The organism is Endozoicomonas sp. ALD040 (assembly GCF_049275945.1).
In the GTDB taxonomy this organism is placed as follows: Bacteria; Pseudomonadota; Gammaproteobacteria; order Pseudomonadales; family Endozoicomonadaceae; genus Endozoicomonas_A.
The window spans coordinates 4,980,458-4,996,759 of record NZ_CP184829.1 but is presented as its reverse complement, the minus strand read 5'-3'; the positions used below and the strand labels follow the sequence as shown (position 1 = coordinate 4,996,759).

The following is a 16,302-nucleotide window of genomic DNA, read 5'->3' as shown; positions in this document are numbered from 1 at the left end:
TCGTTATGGACTGAACGCATTCATCTCTGAACAACTGTTTGGACGGAAAAGCACCTGGCTGGCATTGCGGAAAGTTCTTTGACTGTAATTTTCATGTTCGGTGATTGAAGCCTGAACGGGATAGTGTATGACGGATACCAGAGTGATATGAAAAAAACATATTACGCACTTGCTGTTTGCAAATTTCTTTCGTCCTGTTTTATGGTGCAACTGGCAACGATTCAGCTGGCAGTGGCCGTCAATAGCATCTCCGGGCAGATGTCATTAAGTTCGCTTTTGCCTCTTATGGCCACTGTTTACCGGACTATTCCCGAAACAAAACACCATTTGCCTGACCTGAATACGCCACCACAGCCTGCTCAGCATGTCGGAAGTAGCTCATGTCCTTTTGATAAAAAACTTTCTGTCGTTTCTCCACAATACGCTCAGATAAAATTACCAGTCACTCTGGCTGCAGGCAGTGGTTTTGATAGCTCTGATAACAATGACCTTGACGCAGTCGAAAACCCGTTAACCTGTCTCCTTCGTAGCCCCTTGCCTCTGTCAATCCGTTATGTTGAATCCGGTATTCCGGTTTTATTTCAGGATGAAATCTGGCTAAGGCTTGATCAGGAAGAATCGCTGATTCTTGCACCTTCTGAGTTTGCTGCTGCGGCGAGAGTCAGCGATATTGCCGGGGAAAACTGGCCGCAATTCATTGCGGCTGAATCTGTTCAGAGTGACACCGGCAGTGTCAGATCTGTCTTCAGATGGGCTAATAAACTGACACTGGACTCATTATTCGATGACCCGCTATTAAGATTTCTCGCATTCACTCACGGCACCGCTTTTTATATTCAGGACAGTAATGGGCAACCGTCATACATCATCCAGGACAACGGCAAGCTGATATTTATCAGCAGGATTGAGGCCTGCTTGCGGTTCAGTCAGTTCAGCCAGAACTTTCTTGAGTCATTGTATCCGGAGATTTTCGGCCCATCGCTGCCAGCGGGTGGTGGTTGGCATGAATGGAACCGCTGCATTCGCAAGAAGCCTTTCCATCCTGATCATTCAGAACGCCCCTCGGAACCCGACACAACCTCTAACGAAAGGGATGGCAGGCAAATACGGATCAACCCACAGAAAAATACGGCTGCTGGTGGTGGTCTGTCCTCTGGAGACGGTCGTATGTTCTCCGGAGACGGTCGTCTGTTACAAGTGGAGTACGCTGGAGAGGCTGTCGGTCTTGGTCTCTGCGTGGTCGGAGTAAAGTCTGCCGATACCGTCGTCCTGGCTGTGAGAAAGAAGTCGTTGCAGCTGCTGGAGAGCCACACTATCGGTAAAATCGTCAGGCTTGATGAGCACGCTCACCTGGCCTTCGCTGGTCTGTCTGCTGACGCCCGTATTCTGATCCGGAAGGCTCAGCTGGAGTGCCAGAGCTACCGTTTGTCCTACGAGGACGCTATGGATATCAACTGCATAGCCCGTCATATTGCTGAAATCCAGCAGAAAGCTACTCACTCTGCAGGTTGTCGCCCTTTCGGTGTTGCCTGTGTCATTGGTGGCTTCAACATGGATGGTACCCCTCAGCTCTGGCAGACTGAGCCCGCCGGTGTCTGCGCCAGCTGGAAGGCCTGCTCTGTCGGACAGAAGAGTAAGGCTGTGTTGGAGCTTTTGGAGAAAGAATACAGGGATGACATGAGCCGCGATGAAACGATTAAATTCGCCCTGAAGGGCCTGCTGGAGGTTGCCGACTCTGGTGCTCGCAACGTTGAGCTGTTAGTCCTTGAACGTGATCACTCCTCCAGGTGGTTGGATGACACCGAGCTTGAGCAGCTGGTGACTACTCTGAACAAGGAGCGTGAAGAGGAGGCCGCCAAGAAGAAGCGCCCCCGTGATGAGCAAAAATCAGCAGCGAACTGATTACCCGGATGCGACGATGCGTTTTTATTTTCCTGCCGCTACTTTTTGGGAGGACGTAAGGTTAAGAGGGCGTTTGTAGGGCTCTAATCCTGCACTTGCAGTCTGTCTGATGAAAAACTGACATTGTTCATTCGACATCATTTACAACACCCACTCAAGACAGCGACAGAAGACACCTTCCATTAACATCTGCGGGTTAAGATTCCCCCCTTCGAGTAGTGACTGTCTTTGCGACATCAACCACTCCCTCTCCTGCAGAAGTGCTTTGGCATCGCTTTTTCGAGCCAGATACTCGAGCATTTTCAACTGGTCGCGATTTCGAAGGTCTGAAGGGTCGCCGTTTAAACCCAGCTTAACGGCATCATCGAGCCAACCAATGATCCAGCTGATCGTAAGAGTCAAATCTGCTGACTGCCAGTTTTTTGCCAATTCAACAGGGGTTAGCTTTCCCTTGAAAAGTCCTTTTATGCCATCAGCCAGGGCTTCTCTTTTTTCAAGGAGTCCCTGATCGGCAAATCGTTTGGCCTCCAAAGGCGAGTTAGCGGTGAGATCCAACAATTGCGATACCAGACTTGAGTCTTCCAGCTGCAAAGCTAACCATTGCTCCGCTTCTGATCTTTTGGGAGTCGCAAAGTTTAATTGCTGGCAACGACTGCGTATGGTGGGCAACATATCGCCGGAGCGAGCACTGACCAGCAGGAAAATGGTATCTTCTCCCGGCTCTTCGAGACACTTGAGCAGCGCGTTGGCCGCATTGACATTCATCGCCTCTGCCGGACTCAGGATAATCACCCTGCGCCCCCCCTGCTGAGCTGTTTTATGGGCAAACTCGTTCAATTTTCGAATACTGTCAATCCGGATAGGTCGACCGGGATCATCAGGCTCCAGCACTGTAAAATCAGGATGCGTGCCGGCCTTCAGTAGCTCACACTCCTTGCAGTGACCACAAGCCCCTGTCGCCTGAGGATTCATACACAACAGATAAGCCGCTAATGCTTTGGCAAACTGGAGTTTTCCGGTACCTGGCAGACCTCTTAACAAATAGGCATGGGCCAGGTTGTCCGACTGCTGACAGTGAACCATCTGCTCCCACTGAGCGTTTTGCCAGGGAAAAATACTCCAGTCTTTCATTATCGACCTCCCAGTCTTCTCTCAAGCACTTCCAGCAACTGTTGTTGAACACTTTCAAGAGACTGTCCGGCAGCAATCACTTCAAACCGCCCCGGAGACTGCTTTGCCCTTTCCAGATAGGCATTACGAACCCGAATAAAAAAGTCCATTTTTTCTTGCTCAATCCGATCCAGCCTACCGCCTCGTCCTTTGGCTCTGGCCATACCTGTTTCAGGATCAACATCCAGCAGAATGGTCATGTCCGGACGCAGGGAGCCCTGCACCAGGTTCTCCAACATCTCAACCGGTTGGGTATTCAGACCACGACCGCCCCCCTGATAGGCATAGGTGGCATCGGTAAAGCGATCACAGAGTACGATTTTTCCCGCTTCCAGCCCGGGCAAAATATTATGAAACATATTTTGCGAGCGAGCGGCAAACATCATCAGCAATTCAGTCATATCAGACAAGGGTTCGCCATGATGCCCCAGCAACAGCGAGCGAAGCTCTTCAGCTACCAGGGTACCGCCCGGCTCACGGGTTTCAGTAAATGCCAGCTGATGCTCAGTCATCCAGCTCTTGATAAAATCAACCGCCGTCGTTTTACCCGCACCTTCGCCACCTTCAATCGTCAGGAAAAAACCGGAGGGAGCATTAGCCATTATTGAGTCTCCACAGTCGATCGGTAATCCTCTCGACGCTGTTCGATCTGATACTTTCTGACAGCACGATTATGCTCTGCCAGAGTTTTCGAAAAATAGTGAGTACCGTCACCCTTGGCGACAAAATAGAGTGTTTTGCCATCTTTCGGATGCAAAGCAGCATGAATCGCTTCCCGACCGGCCATGGCAATAGGCGACGGAGGTAATCCTTTTATCAAATAAGTGTTGTATGGAGTGGCTCTGCGAAGCATTTGACGACTAATGTTTCCTTTATAGCTATCACCCAGGCCATAAATCACGGTGGGATCAGTTTGCAGCCTCATACCTTTTTGCAAACGCCTGACAAAAACACCTGCTATTTCACCTCGCTCATAAACGACACCCGTCTCTTTTTCCACCAAAGAAGCCATAATCAGTGCCTCGTAAGGATTTTTGTAAGGGAGTCCTTCGGCACGTTTTCCCCATTCTTCGCCGAGTACTGAATCCATCCGGTTATATGCTCGCCTGAGTATGGATTCAACAGAAGCACCGGACTGGAAGAAATAAGTATCAGGGAAAAACAGACCTTCCGGGTTCAATTCTATTGCCAGACTTTTGTAAAGTGATTGCAACGCCTTGTCGTCCATAGGTGAGGATAGTTTTTCGTGTTGATTCAAGGCAGTCACGACCTCTTCCAGCGTATGACCTTCAACCAGTGTCACGTTGTAGTAGCGCACCTGGCCAGAAGTAAAAATCTTCAGCAACTCCCTGTGACTAATGCCAGCCGGAATCAGATAATCCCCGGCGTGAATCCCGGCGGCAGCCTTCTCTATTCGAGCCAGCAGTACAAAGATTTTCGGGTGTTGAAGCCAGCCCAACTCAGCCAGACTGTCTGCTACAGCAGTCATGGACTCGCCCTGAGAAATAGTAAACTCCAGGTTATCATTACCGTCGGGCGCCATCACAGGTTGATCACCGTACCAACCCAACGCCTCCCAAAACACGACGGCTGTCAGCAACCCTGCAAGACAGAGACCTACCACAACAAACAACAACTTCTTAAGCATTCAAAACTTCCTGAACCTTGTCTCTGAATGTCCGGGTCACACTGCCTACTGACCAGTGTAAATGTCCGCAGGCGATCACCGGCCAGACTCCATTAACGCTGTTACAAACGAATACTTCATCGGCCTTTGCAAGATCTTGCAGGCGATAATCCCCCACCTCTGCTTGAAAACCCCATTGACAGGCCTGCTCCAGAATCAGATCCCTGCAAACCCCTTTGACACCTGATTTGTCGAGAGCGGGCGTCCTCAAGGTTTTACCCGATACCAGGAATAAATTGCTCATGGTTCCTTCTATAAGCCTGTCGTCCATACCCAGCAATAAACCTTCCAGGCATTCGGTACCCTGCCATTCAGAGCGAGCCATGACGTTCTCAAGACGATTAAGGTGTTTAATTCCTGCAAAGACATTATCACCGAGCCTGATTTTACATTGATGCAATCTGACACCTGTGATGGCGGGGTCGTCAGGATAGACCGGAAATGGATGAAAGGAGAGAATCCGACTGGGACGGTCACAACCCTCCGGGTTGTACCCACGACCACCAGAACCACGGGTCACTATCGCTTTGAGCACTCCTTCCTTCAGATTCTGCTTTTGCAGAAAGTCTCTGACTTCATTTTTAAACGCTTCCAGATCAAAAGGAATACCCAGCACAGCAATACCGTAACAGAGCCTTTTACAATGAAGATCAAAAAGAGTGGGGACCCCGGCCTGAACCCGGATGGTCTCAAAAAGACCATCTCCATAAGCCAGACCTCTGTCGCTGACCAATACTTCAGAAGCTGGCTCTCCATTGACCCAGCTGACAGGATGATGATTATCCAAAGTTTTTAACCCAGTTTCGAGAAAGCCAGAGTCACATTAGTACCCCCGAACCCAAAGGAGTTGGTGAGCACATGCTCCATCTCAATGGATCTGGCTTTTCCGGGCACGTAATCCAGATCACAACCTTCACCCGGATTTTCCAGATTAATCGTGGGAGGTGCCATATTATCCTGCAGCGATTTCACTGCAAACACGGCCTCCAACGAACCGGCCGCCCCCAGCAAATGACCGGTCATGGATTTGGTGGAGCTGACGGCAACCTGCCTGGCAGCCTGACCAAAAACAGTGTGCACTGCCCTGGTTTCAGCGATATCACCGGCAGGCGTGGAGGTACCATGGGCATTAATATAGGCCACCTGTTCTGCCTTGAGGCCGGCATCATCCAATGCTGATTGCATGGCCCTGGCGGCTCCACGACCATCTTCAGGTGGTGATGTCATGTGGTAAGCATCACCACTCATTCCTACGCCACTGAGCTCAGCATAAATAGTGGCTCCACGTCGTACAGCATGTTCGTATTCTTCCAACACCACAACACCAGCACCATCACCCAGCACAAAGCCATCGCGATCCTTATCCCATGGGCGGCTGGCCGCTTCAGGCTGGTCATTCCTGGTAGACAGGGCTCTGGCCGCCGCAAAACCAGCCATCCCCAGTGCTGAAGAGGCTTTCTCAGCACCACCGGAGACCATAATGTCAGCATCACCGTAGGCAATGGTTCTGGCAGCCAGAGCAAGGGCATGACTACCCGTTGCACAGGCAGTGGAGGTGGAAAAATTAGGTCCTTGCAAGTTGTAGTGCATGGACAACCAGCCCGCCGCCATATTGATAATAGCCGCTGGTATGAAGAAGGGAGATATACGACGAGGGCCAGACTTCTGAAGCGTATCATAGCTCTGTTCAATAGAAGTGATACCACCAATACCGGAACCAATGACAACACCATAGCGACCAACATTATCGCCTTTCAGCAAATCACTGCCATCAAGCCCTGCATCTTTCATCGCTTCAACAGAAGCCGCCAGTGCGTACTGAATAAAGACATCCATTTTTCGGGCATCTTTAGGGTTGAAGTGATCACCTGCTCGAAAGCCTTTTACTGTACCACAGATACTGACGCTGAATTTCTCAGTATCCAGATGATCGATGGTATGAATACCACTGCGACCAGCCAACACTGACTGCCAGCTCTGATCAACACCCAGACCTACCGGAGATAAAGCTCCAAGCCCTGTTACCACTACCCTTCTGTGCGACAAAACAATTCACTCCTGCATCAGATCTTCTGACTTTCTTTTTTTATACCCGGGCATTGGGGGCGCTGACAATTAATCATCGAGCTCAGCCCTTTCATGAGTCATAAACCAGTTAAGGCCACAGGTTTACAAAAAATCATGCTAAATGATTATGTAAAAATGATGACATTATCTTTGTGTGAGCAGCTTATACCAATCGTGCTTTCTAACTCCCGTGATAAGCACGGAGATTTTTGCCTCAAGACAAGGCTACGATCGTCAACGCAGGATTAAGGCTCAAATCTTCAGCGCAATAGGGAGTTAGAAAGTTCGATTGGCATTATATCCCAGTCAGGTTACTCACTGTAAAAACACAAAAGCCGCACGCATTTTATTGCGTACGGCTTTTTCAGGACACATTTACTCGCATGCAACCCGGACAGAATCAGGAATGAGCGACAACGTAATCAATGGCTTCCTGAACCGTAGTGATCTTTTCAGCTTCCTCGTCCGGAATCTCAGTTTCAAACTCTTCTTCCAGAGCCATTACCAGCTCAACAGTGTCCAGAGAGTCCGCGCCGAGGTCCTCTACGAATGACGCACTGTTGGTGACTTCCTCTGCTTTTACGCCAAGCTGTTCGCAAACGATCTTTTTGACGCGCTCTTCAATGGTACTCATACCTGGTTGTGCTCCTATGGATATTCGGGTGCAGTAGGGCGATTCAAAGCCACCCTGTCTGCGGTCAATTACTATATATAAACGCTTGCGGTAATTTCAAGGACAGGCCTGTTATATTACCGAAAATTTCATCTTTATCGGAGGGGTTTTTGACACGAGTCAAGTGCAAATAACACCAAACACTAGCCCATGTACATCCCACCATTCACGTGAATGGTTTCTCCGGTAATGTAACCGGCTGCGTCACTGGCCAGAAAAGCCACCACACCGGAAATTTCCTCGGGCTGCCCAAGGCGAGCCATAGGCACCTGGGACTGCAAAAAGGTTCTTTGCTCTTCCGGCAACTCACGGGTCATATCGGTATCAATAAAGCCCGGAGCTACTGTATTCACAGAGATCTGGCGAGAGCCAATTTCTCTGGCCAGAGAGCGACTGAAGCCTTCTATTCCGGCCTTGGCCGCCGCATAGTTGGATTGCCCCTGATTGCCCATGGAACCTACCACGGAACTGATGTTGATGATACGACCCCAACGGGCTTTGGTCATGCCTCTCAATACCGCCTTACTCATTCTGTATATGGAGCTCAGGTTAGTATTGACGACATCGTCCCACTCATCATCCTTCATTCTCATCAGGATATTGTCACGAGTAATGCCAGCATTATTAACCAGAATTTGCGGGGCACCAAATTCGGATGTCACTGCTTTTACCACTTCAGTACAGCTTCCAGTCTCAGAGACATTCAAGACCATACCGCAGCCCTTTATTCCCTCAGCCTGCAGCATTTCAGTGATTCTTGCAGCACCCGGGCCGGAAGTAGCGGTACCTACCACTACAGCCCCCTGCTGGCCCAAATCAAGGGCAATGGCCTTGCCAATTCCGCGACTGGCGCCGGTAACCAGAGCCACCTTGCCTTCAAGGTTCGACATAGTTATATCCTGTTGTTCTAGTGCGAAACTACTTCTTCCAAGCGCCTAAAATAAGCACGTTTTTTTCGCTTATAGCTATCAGTCACAGAAGTGCGTACCAGTCAGCCCTGCAGACTTGAATGTAATGCAAGTCCGACAAACTGCCAGATACCGCATACCTGAAAATGACAATCAAGAATGACCTGGCAAATCATCGAAAGAGGATGCCGATTCAAGAGTCAGTACAGGTGACCTGCGCAGAATCCGCTTGTTAAGCCCAGCAAGCACCTTGCCTGCACCACACTCAACAAACCGAGCCACTCCCGCTCCATTCAGATACTGAATCGTCTCCACCCAACGAACAGGACTATAGAGCTGCCTGACCAGGTTTTCACGCATTTTATCCGGCTCTGAACAAGGCTCTGCAGTGACATTCTGAATCACAGCGATTGAAGGTTGGCTCAACTCAACAAGCTCCAGCTCAACAGCCAGCTTCTGTGCCGCTGGCTTCATCAGTGCGCAGTGAGAGGGCACGCTCACTGGCAAAGGCATTGCCTTTCTGGCACCCACCTCCTTAGCCAGATCAACTGCACGGGCCACTGCTTCTTTTTCACCGGCAATAACCACCTGGCCCGGAGAATTAAAGTTAACCGCTTCGACCACACTTCCCCGGGCAGCATTCTGACAGAGTGAAATCACCTGCTGATCTTCAAGTCCGAGGATGGCAGCCATGGCGCCCGTACCGGTCGGAACGGCCTCTTGCATAAAGAGACCACGCTGACGAACAACCCGAACGGCATCGGCAAACTTCATTACCCCCGAACAGACCAGTGCCGAGTACTCCCCCAGACTGTGACCCGCCATAAAGACAGGCTGCTCACCGCCCTTCTCAAGCCAGAGACGCCACAAAGCTACACTGGCAGTAAGCAGTGCTGGCTGGGTATTCTCCGTTTTGTTGAGTTCCTCTGCAGGCCCCTCACTGATCAGCCTCAGCACATCAAACCCGAGCACTCCAGCAGCCTCAGTGAATGTTTGCACGACAACAGGGTCGTCGATATGGTCAGCAAGCATGCCCACCGACTGGGATCCCTGCCCCGGAAAAACAAATGCAAGTAAATCCGTCATTGCTTTGGGTCTAATCCTGATATAGCCAACCTTTGAAAGAAGCACGCCCTTCCCGGCGATTCAGTTCTTCCTGAAAATCCTGACAATTATAGAAAAAGTCGAACCTCAGGTTGGTAAATTTATGTTTACTTCTGAAACAGCCATGCACGCTATGAAATTAATCCATGACTTTTAAGCTCAATGTCTATGTTTGCCGATAGCCTGCAACAAAGCGGACGAGCAGAGACCAGTTGCGAGAAACAAGCCTGTGAGCTACCTTTTTTCCTGCCCCTTGCAAACCTGCCGAGACACCCGGGAGAAGCGATAACACCCCGGAGGAACTCACCACCAGGATCATAACATTCTGTAAATTGCTTCAGAAACAGTTTATCTCCCCGCCTGCGCACCGGATGACCAGACTTCAAATCAGGAGAATGACTCAAATGAACTATCTAAAAGGCTTTGCCGGAGAATTTATAGGCACGTTTATCCTTGTGTTATTTGGCTGCGGCTCAGTGGCCGTCACGGTGCTATTTTCTGCCCATGCCGGACTCTTTCAGGTGGCCATGGTCTGGGGACTGGCAGTGATGCTGGCGATTTACGCCACCCGACGTCTTTCCTGCGCGCATCTCAATCCGGCAGTGAGTATTGCTATGGTGATCAGTCGTCGGATGCCTTTGACCTTACTACCCTGCTATCTGATTGCCCAGTTTGCCGGAGCATTTGCGGCAGCCGCCCTGCTTTACCAGCTTTTCTCCAGCTCAATCGTGCAGTATGAATTAGCCCATGACATTGTCCGTGGTTCCGAGTCATCCATAGCCAGTGCAATGATATTCGGTGACTACTACCCCAACCCGATGGCCGGAGAAACAGCCTCTGTTTCCACTACCAATGCTTTTTTTGCTGAGTGTACAGGCACATTCACTCTGGTATTTATGATTCTCGCCCTTACCGAAACCTGCAACACAGGGCGGCCGGATCAGGCTCTGGCCCCGCTATTTATCGGTTTAACCGTTGCCGCCATTATCTCAATTATTGCGCCACTGACCCAGGCAGGACTCAACCCGGCCAGAGATTTATCCCCTCGTCTGTTAGCCTCAATGTCCGGCTGGGCGAGCGCGGCGTTTCCCGATAACCATTATGGCTTTTTGACGGTGTATGTTTTGGGCCCAATTACCGGAGGAATCATGGCCGCTTTGTGTTTCACGGGGATTATTGAACCACTGATGAACAAAGCACCAGCTGAAGAACATGGCAAAAGCAACAAAGCAGCAGCCCCTGACAAATAACAATCCTCTGACTGTGTCTGCCAGCAGCTCCGGGAGGCTGAGCAAGCGAAAAGGGTAGCCAGACAAACAGGCTCTCTCAGAGCAACCGCTCTTCAACCTCTCGGGCAATCCTTGCCGGAACATCATTTTGTGCTTCTTTTACTGCCTGAAGAATCGCTCGATAGAAACCCTCTTCATCGGCCCCACCGTGACTTTTGATGACAACCCCCTGCAAACCGAGCAAACTGGCACCGTTATGCAACACCGGGTCAACCTTGCGATTAAATTCCTTCAGCAGGGGTGATATTAAAAAATAAAGACATCGGTTTAACAGAGAGCGCTGAAAAATAGCCCTCAGGCCATCACGCACCAGGTTCGCAACTCCCTCTCCGGTTTTAAGGGCAACATTGCCGACAAAACCATCACAGACAATCACGTCAGCCCGGCCACTGAAAATATCATGCCCTTCAACAAAACCGATATAATCCAGCCCCTGCTGTACCTCAAGCTTTTCCAGCAGCAGATGATGAGCCAGCCTGACCTGCTCGTTCCCCTTCATTTCCTCAGTACCAATATTCAGCAAAGCTACTTTCGGAGACTCCACACCATAAACTGACGAGGCTAACTGAGCCCCCATAATGGCAAACTGGTAGAGATGCATCGAAGTGCAGTCAACATTCGCGCCCATATCCATTAGCAGAGCACTGCCATTAGAGGTAGGCACACTGGCCGCTATTGCCGGACGATCAATACCAGCAAAGGTTTTAAGCACATAACGCCCCATAGCCATCAGCGCTCCGGTATTACCTGCACTGACACAGGCTTGCGCCTCCCCTTTTGAGACTGTCTCAAGCACCTTCCACATAGAGGAATCTTTTTTTCCACGAAGTGCCAGCGAAGGCCTGTCATGCATGGCTACCGTTTTATTGGCATGAATCAGGGTATAACGTGACTGATCAGAAAATTCGATATCGGAAATATAATCTTCCATGAGCTGTCGATCGCCGACAAGCAGAAGATGGAGAGAAGAATAATGCTTGAGCGACCTGACAGCCGCCTGGATACGAGAACGGGGACTATCGTCCCCGCTCATTACATCAAGCGCAACCGTTATTGTTCTATCTTCGTTTGCACCTGATGTCATTTTATCTCATGCCTTTGAAAGACAGCGAAACAGTCACTGTATCACTCCTTTGGGCAAACAGCCTGAGGCTTAATCTTCGCTGCTTTCAACCACTTTCTTGCCACGGTAGAAACCTTCAGCAGAAACATGGTGACGACGATGAGTTTCGCCGGAAGCTGCTTCTACAGACAGCTGAGCAGAAGTCAGACTGTCGTGGGAACGGCGCATATTACGCTTGGAACGGGTTTTACGGTTTTGCTGAACAGCCATGTGTCAACTCTCCTGGGTCGTAGTATCTTTTTTCAATTTGGCCAGAACGCTGAAAGGGTTACTGCTCCTGCGTTCTTTATCTGCCTCAATGGCAGCAGCCTGAGCCTCTTCTTCAGACTCAGTGGTGTAATATTGCTGAGCTGAACAGTCTTCAGGCGGATGATAGGCCACCAGCGGAAGTGCCAGAATCAGCTCTTCCTCGAGAATAGGCAATAATTCTACCGGCTCATCACCGTACATTAGCGGTTCAAAGTCTTCCGGCAGGGCTTTGGCCTGCTCGTCGGTCAGTACCCCCATCAAATGGAGATCAGCTCGCACCGATAGCTTGGCCACATCCAGACAGCGCTGGCAGATCATGCTCAGTTCCGCCTCAACATGCCCCTCCAGCACAACCCGGTTGTTTTCGCTCAATGAAAAGCGAAGGTCAACCTGGACTTCGCCTCTGTCATCAACCAGACTGCTTACCAGCCGGTCGAATTGACTCAGCGCCAGCGAACCTTGAAACTGCCTGCCTTGACGCGCGAATTTACGCGGATCAAAGGTTTTGGGTAATTGTCCGATAGCCATGAGCTCACGGGTTGGTTGTCATAAGCGCGCAATAATAGGGGCAAGAAAAGTCTCTGTCAAAGGGTTTAACCGCTTTAGACTGTTTAAGGCTCAGACATGGGGCCAGCAGACTCCAGAGCAACAAAAACAATAGGTAATTTCCGCCTCTGACACGTCTTATTCTGGCCTTCCGGGTAGTTATCCCTTAACGTTTGGAATGACTGCCAAAAACCTCTATCAATGAAAGCTTTTCCAACCTGAACAACCAAAATTTATGAAAATCATTCTGGCTTCCAGCTCTCCCTATCGAAAATCCTTATTGGCAAGGCTTGACCTCGCGTTTGAATGTCACTCACCTGATATTGATGAAACACCCGTTGCAGGCGAATCCGCAGAAATGCTGACCCAACGACTTGCCAGGAAAAAAGCCGATACGCTCAAAGCTCACTATCCCGAGCATCTGATTATCGCTTCAGACCAGGCAGCACAACTCAACAATATCACTCTTGGAAAGCCCGGAACCGAACAGCAAGCCATAGAGCAACTGCTGAAGTGCAACGGCCAGTCAGTGACCTTCTACACCAGCCTTTGCCTACTCAACACCCAAACTGACCGATATCAGCTTGCTGTAGTGCCTTACACCGTTCATTTCAGAACCCTGAAAAGGGTCGAAGTTGAGAACTATATAAAGAAGGAAAAACCACTGGATTGCGCAGGCAGCTTTAAGTGTGAGGGACTGGGCATCAGCCTTTTTTCCAGAATGGAGGGGAATGACCCAAACAGCCTGATTGGCTTACCCCTGATTCAACTAAACCACATGCTGATCAACGAAGGCATCAATCCTCTGCTTAGTCATTAGTTAAGAATTTAACAATCAAGAAAAAAGTTGACCCGGATCAATACCCTGCGCCATTCCCCGCTCTATCCTGTGGAAAACAAAAACTCAGGAGAATCAATTATGTATATGGACACGGTCGTGGTCGCAGGATTATTGGTGGTTGCAGCCACACTTATTTTTGGTTGTGCGGTAGCGGGCTTCATTATCAACGACAACCGTAAAAACCGGGGCAAATAAGCCCTGGTTCACCAGCTCAAAGTCTTTCGACCGGTTTGAAAAATTCCTGGAATTTACTTAACAGAAAGCTTCTCATCCACTGATGCGCCTGGTTAAACTGCCAATGCTCTGGCCACACCAGTTCAAATGTCAGGGGTGGAGAATCTGACAAAATAGGAAGGAGGACATAATCCTCAAACAGGTCCATTGCCAGGTACTCTACATTGGTGACAATGGTAAATGCGTCATTGGATCGAATCGCCTTCAAGGCAGCTTCGAGGCTTGGCAGCTTCAGCCATGGGTTCTGTAAAAAGGCATACTGTTCACGCAATCCATTAATATACGGACTGGCGGCAATCACCGCCTGGGTTACAACAAAAGGATACTGGTCCATCTCGGTCAGATCGAGTGTGTCCCGACCACTCATCGGATGCCCCTTGCGCATCAGAACATTAAACGACGCTGAGGCAATCACTTCTTTGCAGAGATTCTCAGTGGTATCAGGAAAAGCAACAATGGCCCCGAGATCTGACTCGCCCGACTCCATTGAGTAAATTGTTTCCTCATTCGGCAGCGACACCGAACTGCTGATACCAGGCGCAACCCGCTTAAGCTCAATCAAAGCCTGAATGAGAAAATTATCAAGAACAACCGAACTTGTCCCTATCCGGAAATGATGTTCACTGGTTGCAGGGTCAAAGCTCTGATTCTCAAACAGGGTCTCAGAGTCTGCCATCAGTTTTGAAACCAGCGGCTGAATCTGACGCGCTTTTTCGGAAAGAAAAATATGATTGCCTTCCCTGACCAGAATGGGGTCATTCAAGGCTTCTCGCAGCTGTGACAAAGTCCTGCTCATAGTGGATTGGGTCACATGCATCTGATCTGCTGCGCGGGTTACACTTCCGGTATCCAGAATTGCCTGTAAAGCGGGCAGCAAACTCATTTTCAGCCGATTACTGGCCATGAGCACAACTCTCTCTGTTAGACATTGAAATGCCCATATCGCAAAAAAGGTTGCCTGGCAGCCTGACGGACGACTCATTCGATGCACTGAAACAAACTGTTTTTACGCTCTATGAAAGCACTTTGTTTTAGCCTCTTTTAATAAAGAGGAGAAGACAAAACCCTTTCAGCAACCCTATTATGCCGGAAACACTTTAAAGACAATAAACCCTGAAAACAAAAAAGCCGGCATCAATGACTCTGGGTTGATGCCGGCAAATACACACAACACATGAACCGGAGTAGACGATTCATGACGATTAGATTACCCACCCCAACTCCTCTCAGCCAGTGAAAGAAATCACTCAGCCCATTGAACTCACCAATAAGTAATTTACACACTAAGCGGCCAACTAGCACATTCGCGATTTCGATATAACCATTGATGCTTTCAACGTGACCCGTTAGTACAACTACATAACAATCTTGGCTCAACATTAAACACACAATCAGTTGGGATACGTAACCATGCACAAAAAGATTCTGGCCGCAGCAGTAGCCACCGCAGTGGCAGGTCCAGCAATGGCAGTAAACGTTTTTGACGACGGCACAAGCAGCCTGAGTATTGGTGGCCGTGTTGGTGTTGTTGCCAAAAATAATGATGGCGAAAACACCCTGAATAACGACAGCGCTCGTATTAATTTTAAATTCGCGCACAAGTTTGACAGTGGATGGACCGGCCAGGGTGTTGCAGAGTGGGGCTTCCACGCTCAAGATGAATACGAAAATGGTGAGAAGAAAGACACCTTCTTTAACCGTCTGGGCTATGTTGGCCTGAGCCATGAAGAAATGGGTGCATTCGCTGCCGGTAAAAACTGGAGCGTAACTTATGACGTTTCCGGCTGGACAGACATGTATGCCATCGGTGGTGGTAGCGCTCTGGGTATCTATGACGGTCGCAACGGCGGCGACTTAGACGGTACTGCCCGAGCCGATGATGTTATCCAGTACCGTAACAGCTTCGGCGGTCTAAACATCGGTCTTCAATACCAAATGGAAGATCACTCGGTATCAGGTGCTCAGCGTGATTATGGTTATGGCATCTCTGCCAGCTATGATCTGGCCATGGGCCTCTCTCTAGGTGCCACTTACTCTGAAACCAAGTATAAAGACCAGGAAAAGTCCAAGTCCGCCACTGCCGGTTTGAAATTTGAAAACGAAAGACTGTACCTGGCTGCCATGTACGGCGAGCTGACAAATAAAACTCAACTGAATGGCAACATCAACGTCGACGTCGACGTCTACGCCGACGCCAAGTCCAAGGGTATTGAACTTTATGGTCGACTGGCTATGAACAATGTTCTGCAGGGTTTCTCTCTGGAAGCAGGTTATAATGAGCTGAAAGACAACAGTTCAGCAACCACTGACCAGTTTAAGGAAACTCTGAAAGAAACCATGATTGGCGCCATTTATGAAACTGGCCCAATGCAGTTTGCCGTTGAATACGCCATCGATGACAGCAAAAATGATACTGGCAAGAAAGAGGGTGACAACACCCTGTCTCTGCAGGCGCGTTACTACTTCTAATTGCCCATCAGACACAGCATGAAAAAGGCCAGCAAATCGC

General features: G+C 49.5%; 17 protein-coding genes. 5 read left to right on the top strand and 12 right to left on the bottom strand.

Annotated elements, in window-relative coordinates:
* The first annotated feature begins 147 nt into the window (after positions 1-147).
* On the top strand, positions 148-1,902 hold the full coding sequence (locus ACOJUN_RS18400) for a hypothetical protein (protein WP_422133359.1): 1,755 nt from the start codon (positions 148-150) through the stop codon (positions 1,900-1,902).
* Between the two features lie 141 nt (positions 1,903-2,043).
* On the opposite strand, the gene ACOJUN_RS18395 is transcribed toward ACOJUN_RS18400, so the two are convergent.
* The 8 genes from ACOJUN_RS18395 to fabD all read right to left on the bottom strand — a co-directional run bounded on the left by ACOJUN_RS18395 (position 2,044) and on the right by fabD (position 9,493).
* The gene (locus ACOJUN_RS18395; RefSeq protein ID WP_422133358.1) at positions 2,044-3,033 is read right to left on the bottom strand and encodes a DNA polymerase III subunit delta'; all 990 of its coding nucleotides are present in this window, start codon (positions 3,031-3,033) and stop codon (positions 2,044-2,046) included.
* A complete protein-coding gene (gene tmk / locus ACOJUN_RS18390) occupies positions 3,033-3,674 on the bottom strand; it encodes a dTMP kinase (protein ID WP_422133357.1) in 642 nt (213 codons plus the stop codon). The genes ACOJUN_RS18395 and tmk overlap by 1 nt, the downstream gene beginning before the upstream one ends.
* Positions 3,674-4,720: an endolytic transglycosylase MltG gene (gene mltG / locus ACOJUN_RS18385; protein WP_422133356.1), complete on the bottom strand. Its 1,047-nt coding sequence runs from the start codon at positions 4,718-4,720 to the stop codon at positions 3,674-3,676. The genes tmk and mltG overlap by 1 nt, the downstream gene beginning before the upstream one ends.
* Complete coding sequence (pabC, locus tag ACOJUN_RS18380; RefSeq protein ID WP_422133355.1) at positions 4,713-5,546, bottom strand: aminodeoxychorismate lyase; 834 nt, start codon at positions 5,544-5,546, stop codon at positions 4,713-4,715. Before pabC ends, mltG begins: the two co-directional genes overlap by 8 nt.
* Before the next feature lie 5 nt (positions 5,547-5,551).
* Entirely contained in the window at positions 5,552-6,805 is a 1,254-nt protein-coding gene (gene fabF, locus ACOJUN_RS18375; RefSeq protein ID WP_422133354.1) for a beta-ketoacyl-ACP synthase II, read from the bottom strand.
* A gap of 421 nt (positions 6,806-7,226) precedes the next feature.
* Positions 7,227-7,460, bottom strand: a complete 234-nt coding sequence (gene acpP, locus ACOJUN_RS18370; protein ID WP_034842413.1) for an acyl carrier protein — start codon at positions 7,458-7,460, stop codon at positions 7,227-7,229.
* Between the two features lie 182 nt (positions 7,461-7,642).
* Positions 7,643-8,389 (bottom strand): 3-oxoacyl-ACP reductase FabG, encoded by a 747-nt coding sequence (gene fabG, locus ACOJUN_RS18365; RefSeq protein WP_422133353.1) that lies wholly within the window; start codon positions 8,387-8,389, stop codon positions 7,643-7,645.
* A gap of 171 nt (positions 8,390-8,560) precedes the next feature.
* Entirely contained in the window at positions 8,561-9,493 is a 933-nt protein-coding gene (gene fabD, locus ACOJUN_RS18360) for an ACP S-malonyltransferase (RefSeq protein ID WP_422133352.1), read from the bottom strand.
* Positions 9,494-9,915: 422 nt separating this feature from the next.
* Between fabD and ACOJUN_RS18355 the strand changes: the two genes are divergently transcribed.
* On the top strand, positions 9,916-10,761 hold the full coding sequence (locus tag ACOJUN_RS18355; protein ID WP_422133351.1) for an MIP/aquaporin family protein: 846 nt from the start codon (positions 9,916-9,918) through the stop codon (positions 10,759-10,761).
* Positions 10,762-10,837: 76 nt separating this feature from the next.
* Here ACOJUN_RS18355 and plsX read toward each other — a convergent pair whose 3' ends face one another.
* The 3 genes from plsX to ACOJUN_RS18340 form a co-directional block, all read right to left on the bottom strand.
* A complete protein-coding gene (plsX, locus tag ACOJUN_RS18350) occupies positions 10,838-11,884 on the bottom strand; it encodes a phosphate acyltransferase PlsX (protein WP_422133350.1) in 1,047 nt (348 codons plus the stop codon).
* Positions 11,885-11,953: 69 nt separating this feature from the next.
* Positions 11,954-12,133, bottom strand: coding sequence for a 50S ribosomal protein L32 (rpmF, locus tag ACOJUN_RS18345; protein WP_422133349.1), 180 nt, complete (start codon positions 12,131-12,133; stop codon positions 11,954-11,956).
* 3 nt (positions 12,134-12,136) lie between these two features.
* The gene (locus tag ACOJUN_RS18340) at positions 12,137-12,700 is read right to left on the bottom strand and encodes a YceD family protein (RefSeq protein ID WP_422133348.1); all 564 of its coding nucleotides are present in this window, start codon (positions 12,698-12,700) and stop codon (positions 12,137-12,139) included.
* Between the two features lie 253 nt (positions 12,701-12,953).
* Here ACOJUN_RS18340 and ACOJUN_RS18335 point away from each other — a divergent pair, with 253 nt between their 5' ends.
* Positions 12,954-13,538 carry a Maf family protein gene (locus ACOJUN_RS18335; protein ID WP_422133347.1) on the top strand — a complete coding sequence of 195 codons (585 nt, stop codon included), beginning with the start codon at positions 12,954-12,956 and terminating at the stop codon, positions 13,536-13,538.
* 99 nt (positions 13,539-13,637) lie between these two features.
* Positions 13,638-13,754, top strand: a complete 117-nt coding sequence (ccoM, locus tag ACOJUN_RS18330; RefSeq protein ID WP_422133346.1) for a cytochrome c oxidase subunit CcoM — start codon at positions 13,638-13,640, stop codon at positions 13,752-13,754.
* Positions 13,755-13,770: 16 nt separating this feature from the next.
* Here the strand turns inward: ccoM and ACOJUN_RS18325 are convergent, their stop codons facing one another.
* Positions 13,771-14,697: a LysR family transcriptional regulator gene (locus ACOJUN_RS18325; protein WP_422133345.1), complete on the bottom strand. Its 927-nt coding sequence runs from the start codon at positions 14,695-14,697 to the stop codon at positions 13,771-13,773.
* Positions 14,698-15,203: 506 nt separating this feature from the next.
* On the opposite strand from ACOJUN_RS18325, the gene ACOJUN_RS18320 reads away from it, so the two are divergent.
* Entirely contained in the window at positions 15,204-16,262 is a 1,059-nt protein-coding gene (locus tag ACOJUN_RS18320) for a porin (RefSeq protein WP_422133344.1), read from the top strand.
* Positions 16,263-16,302: the final 40 nt, after the last annotated feature.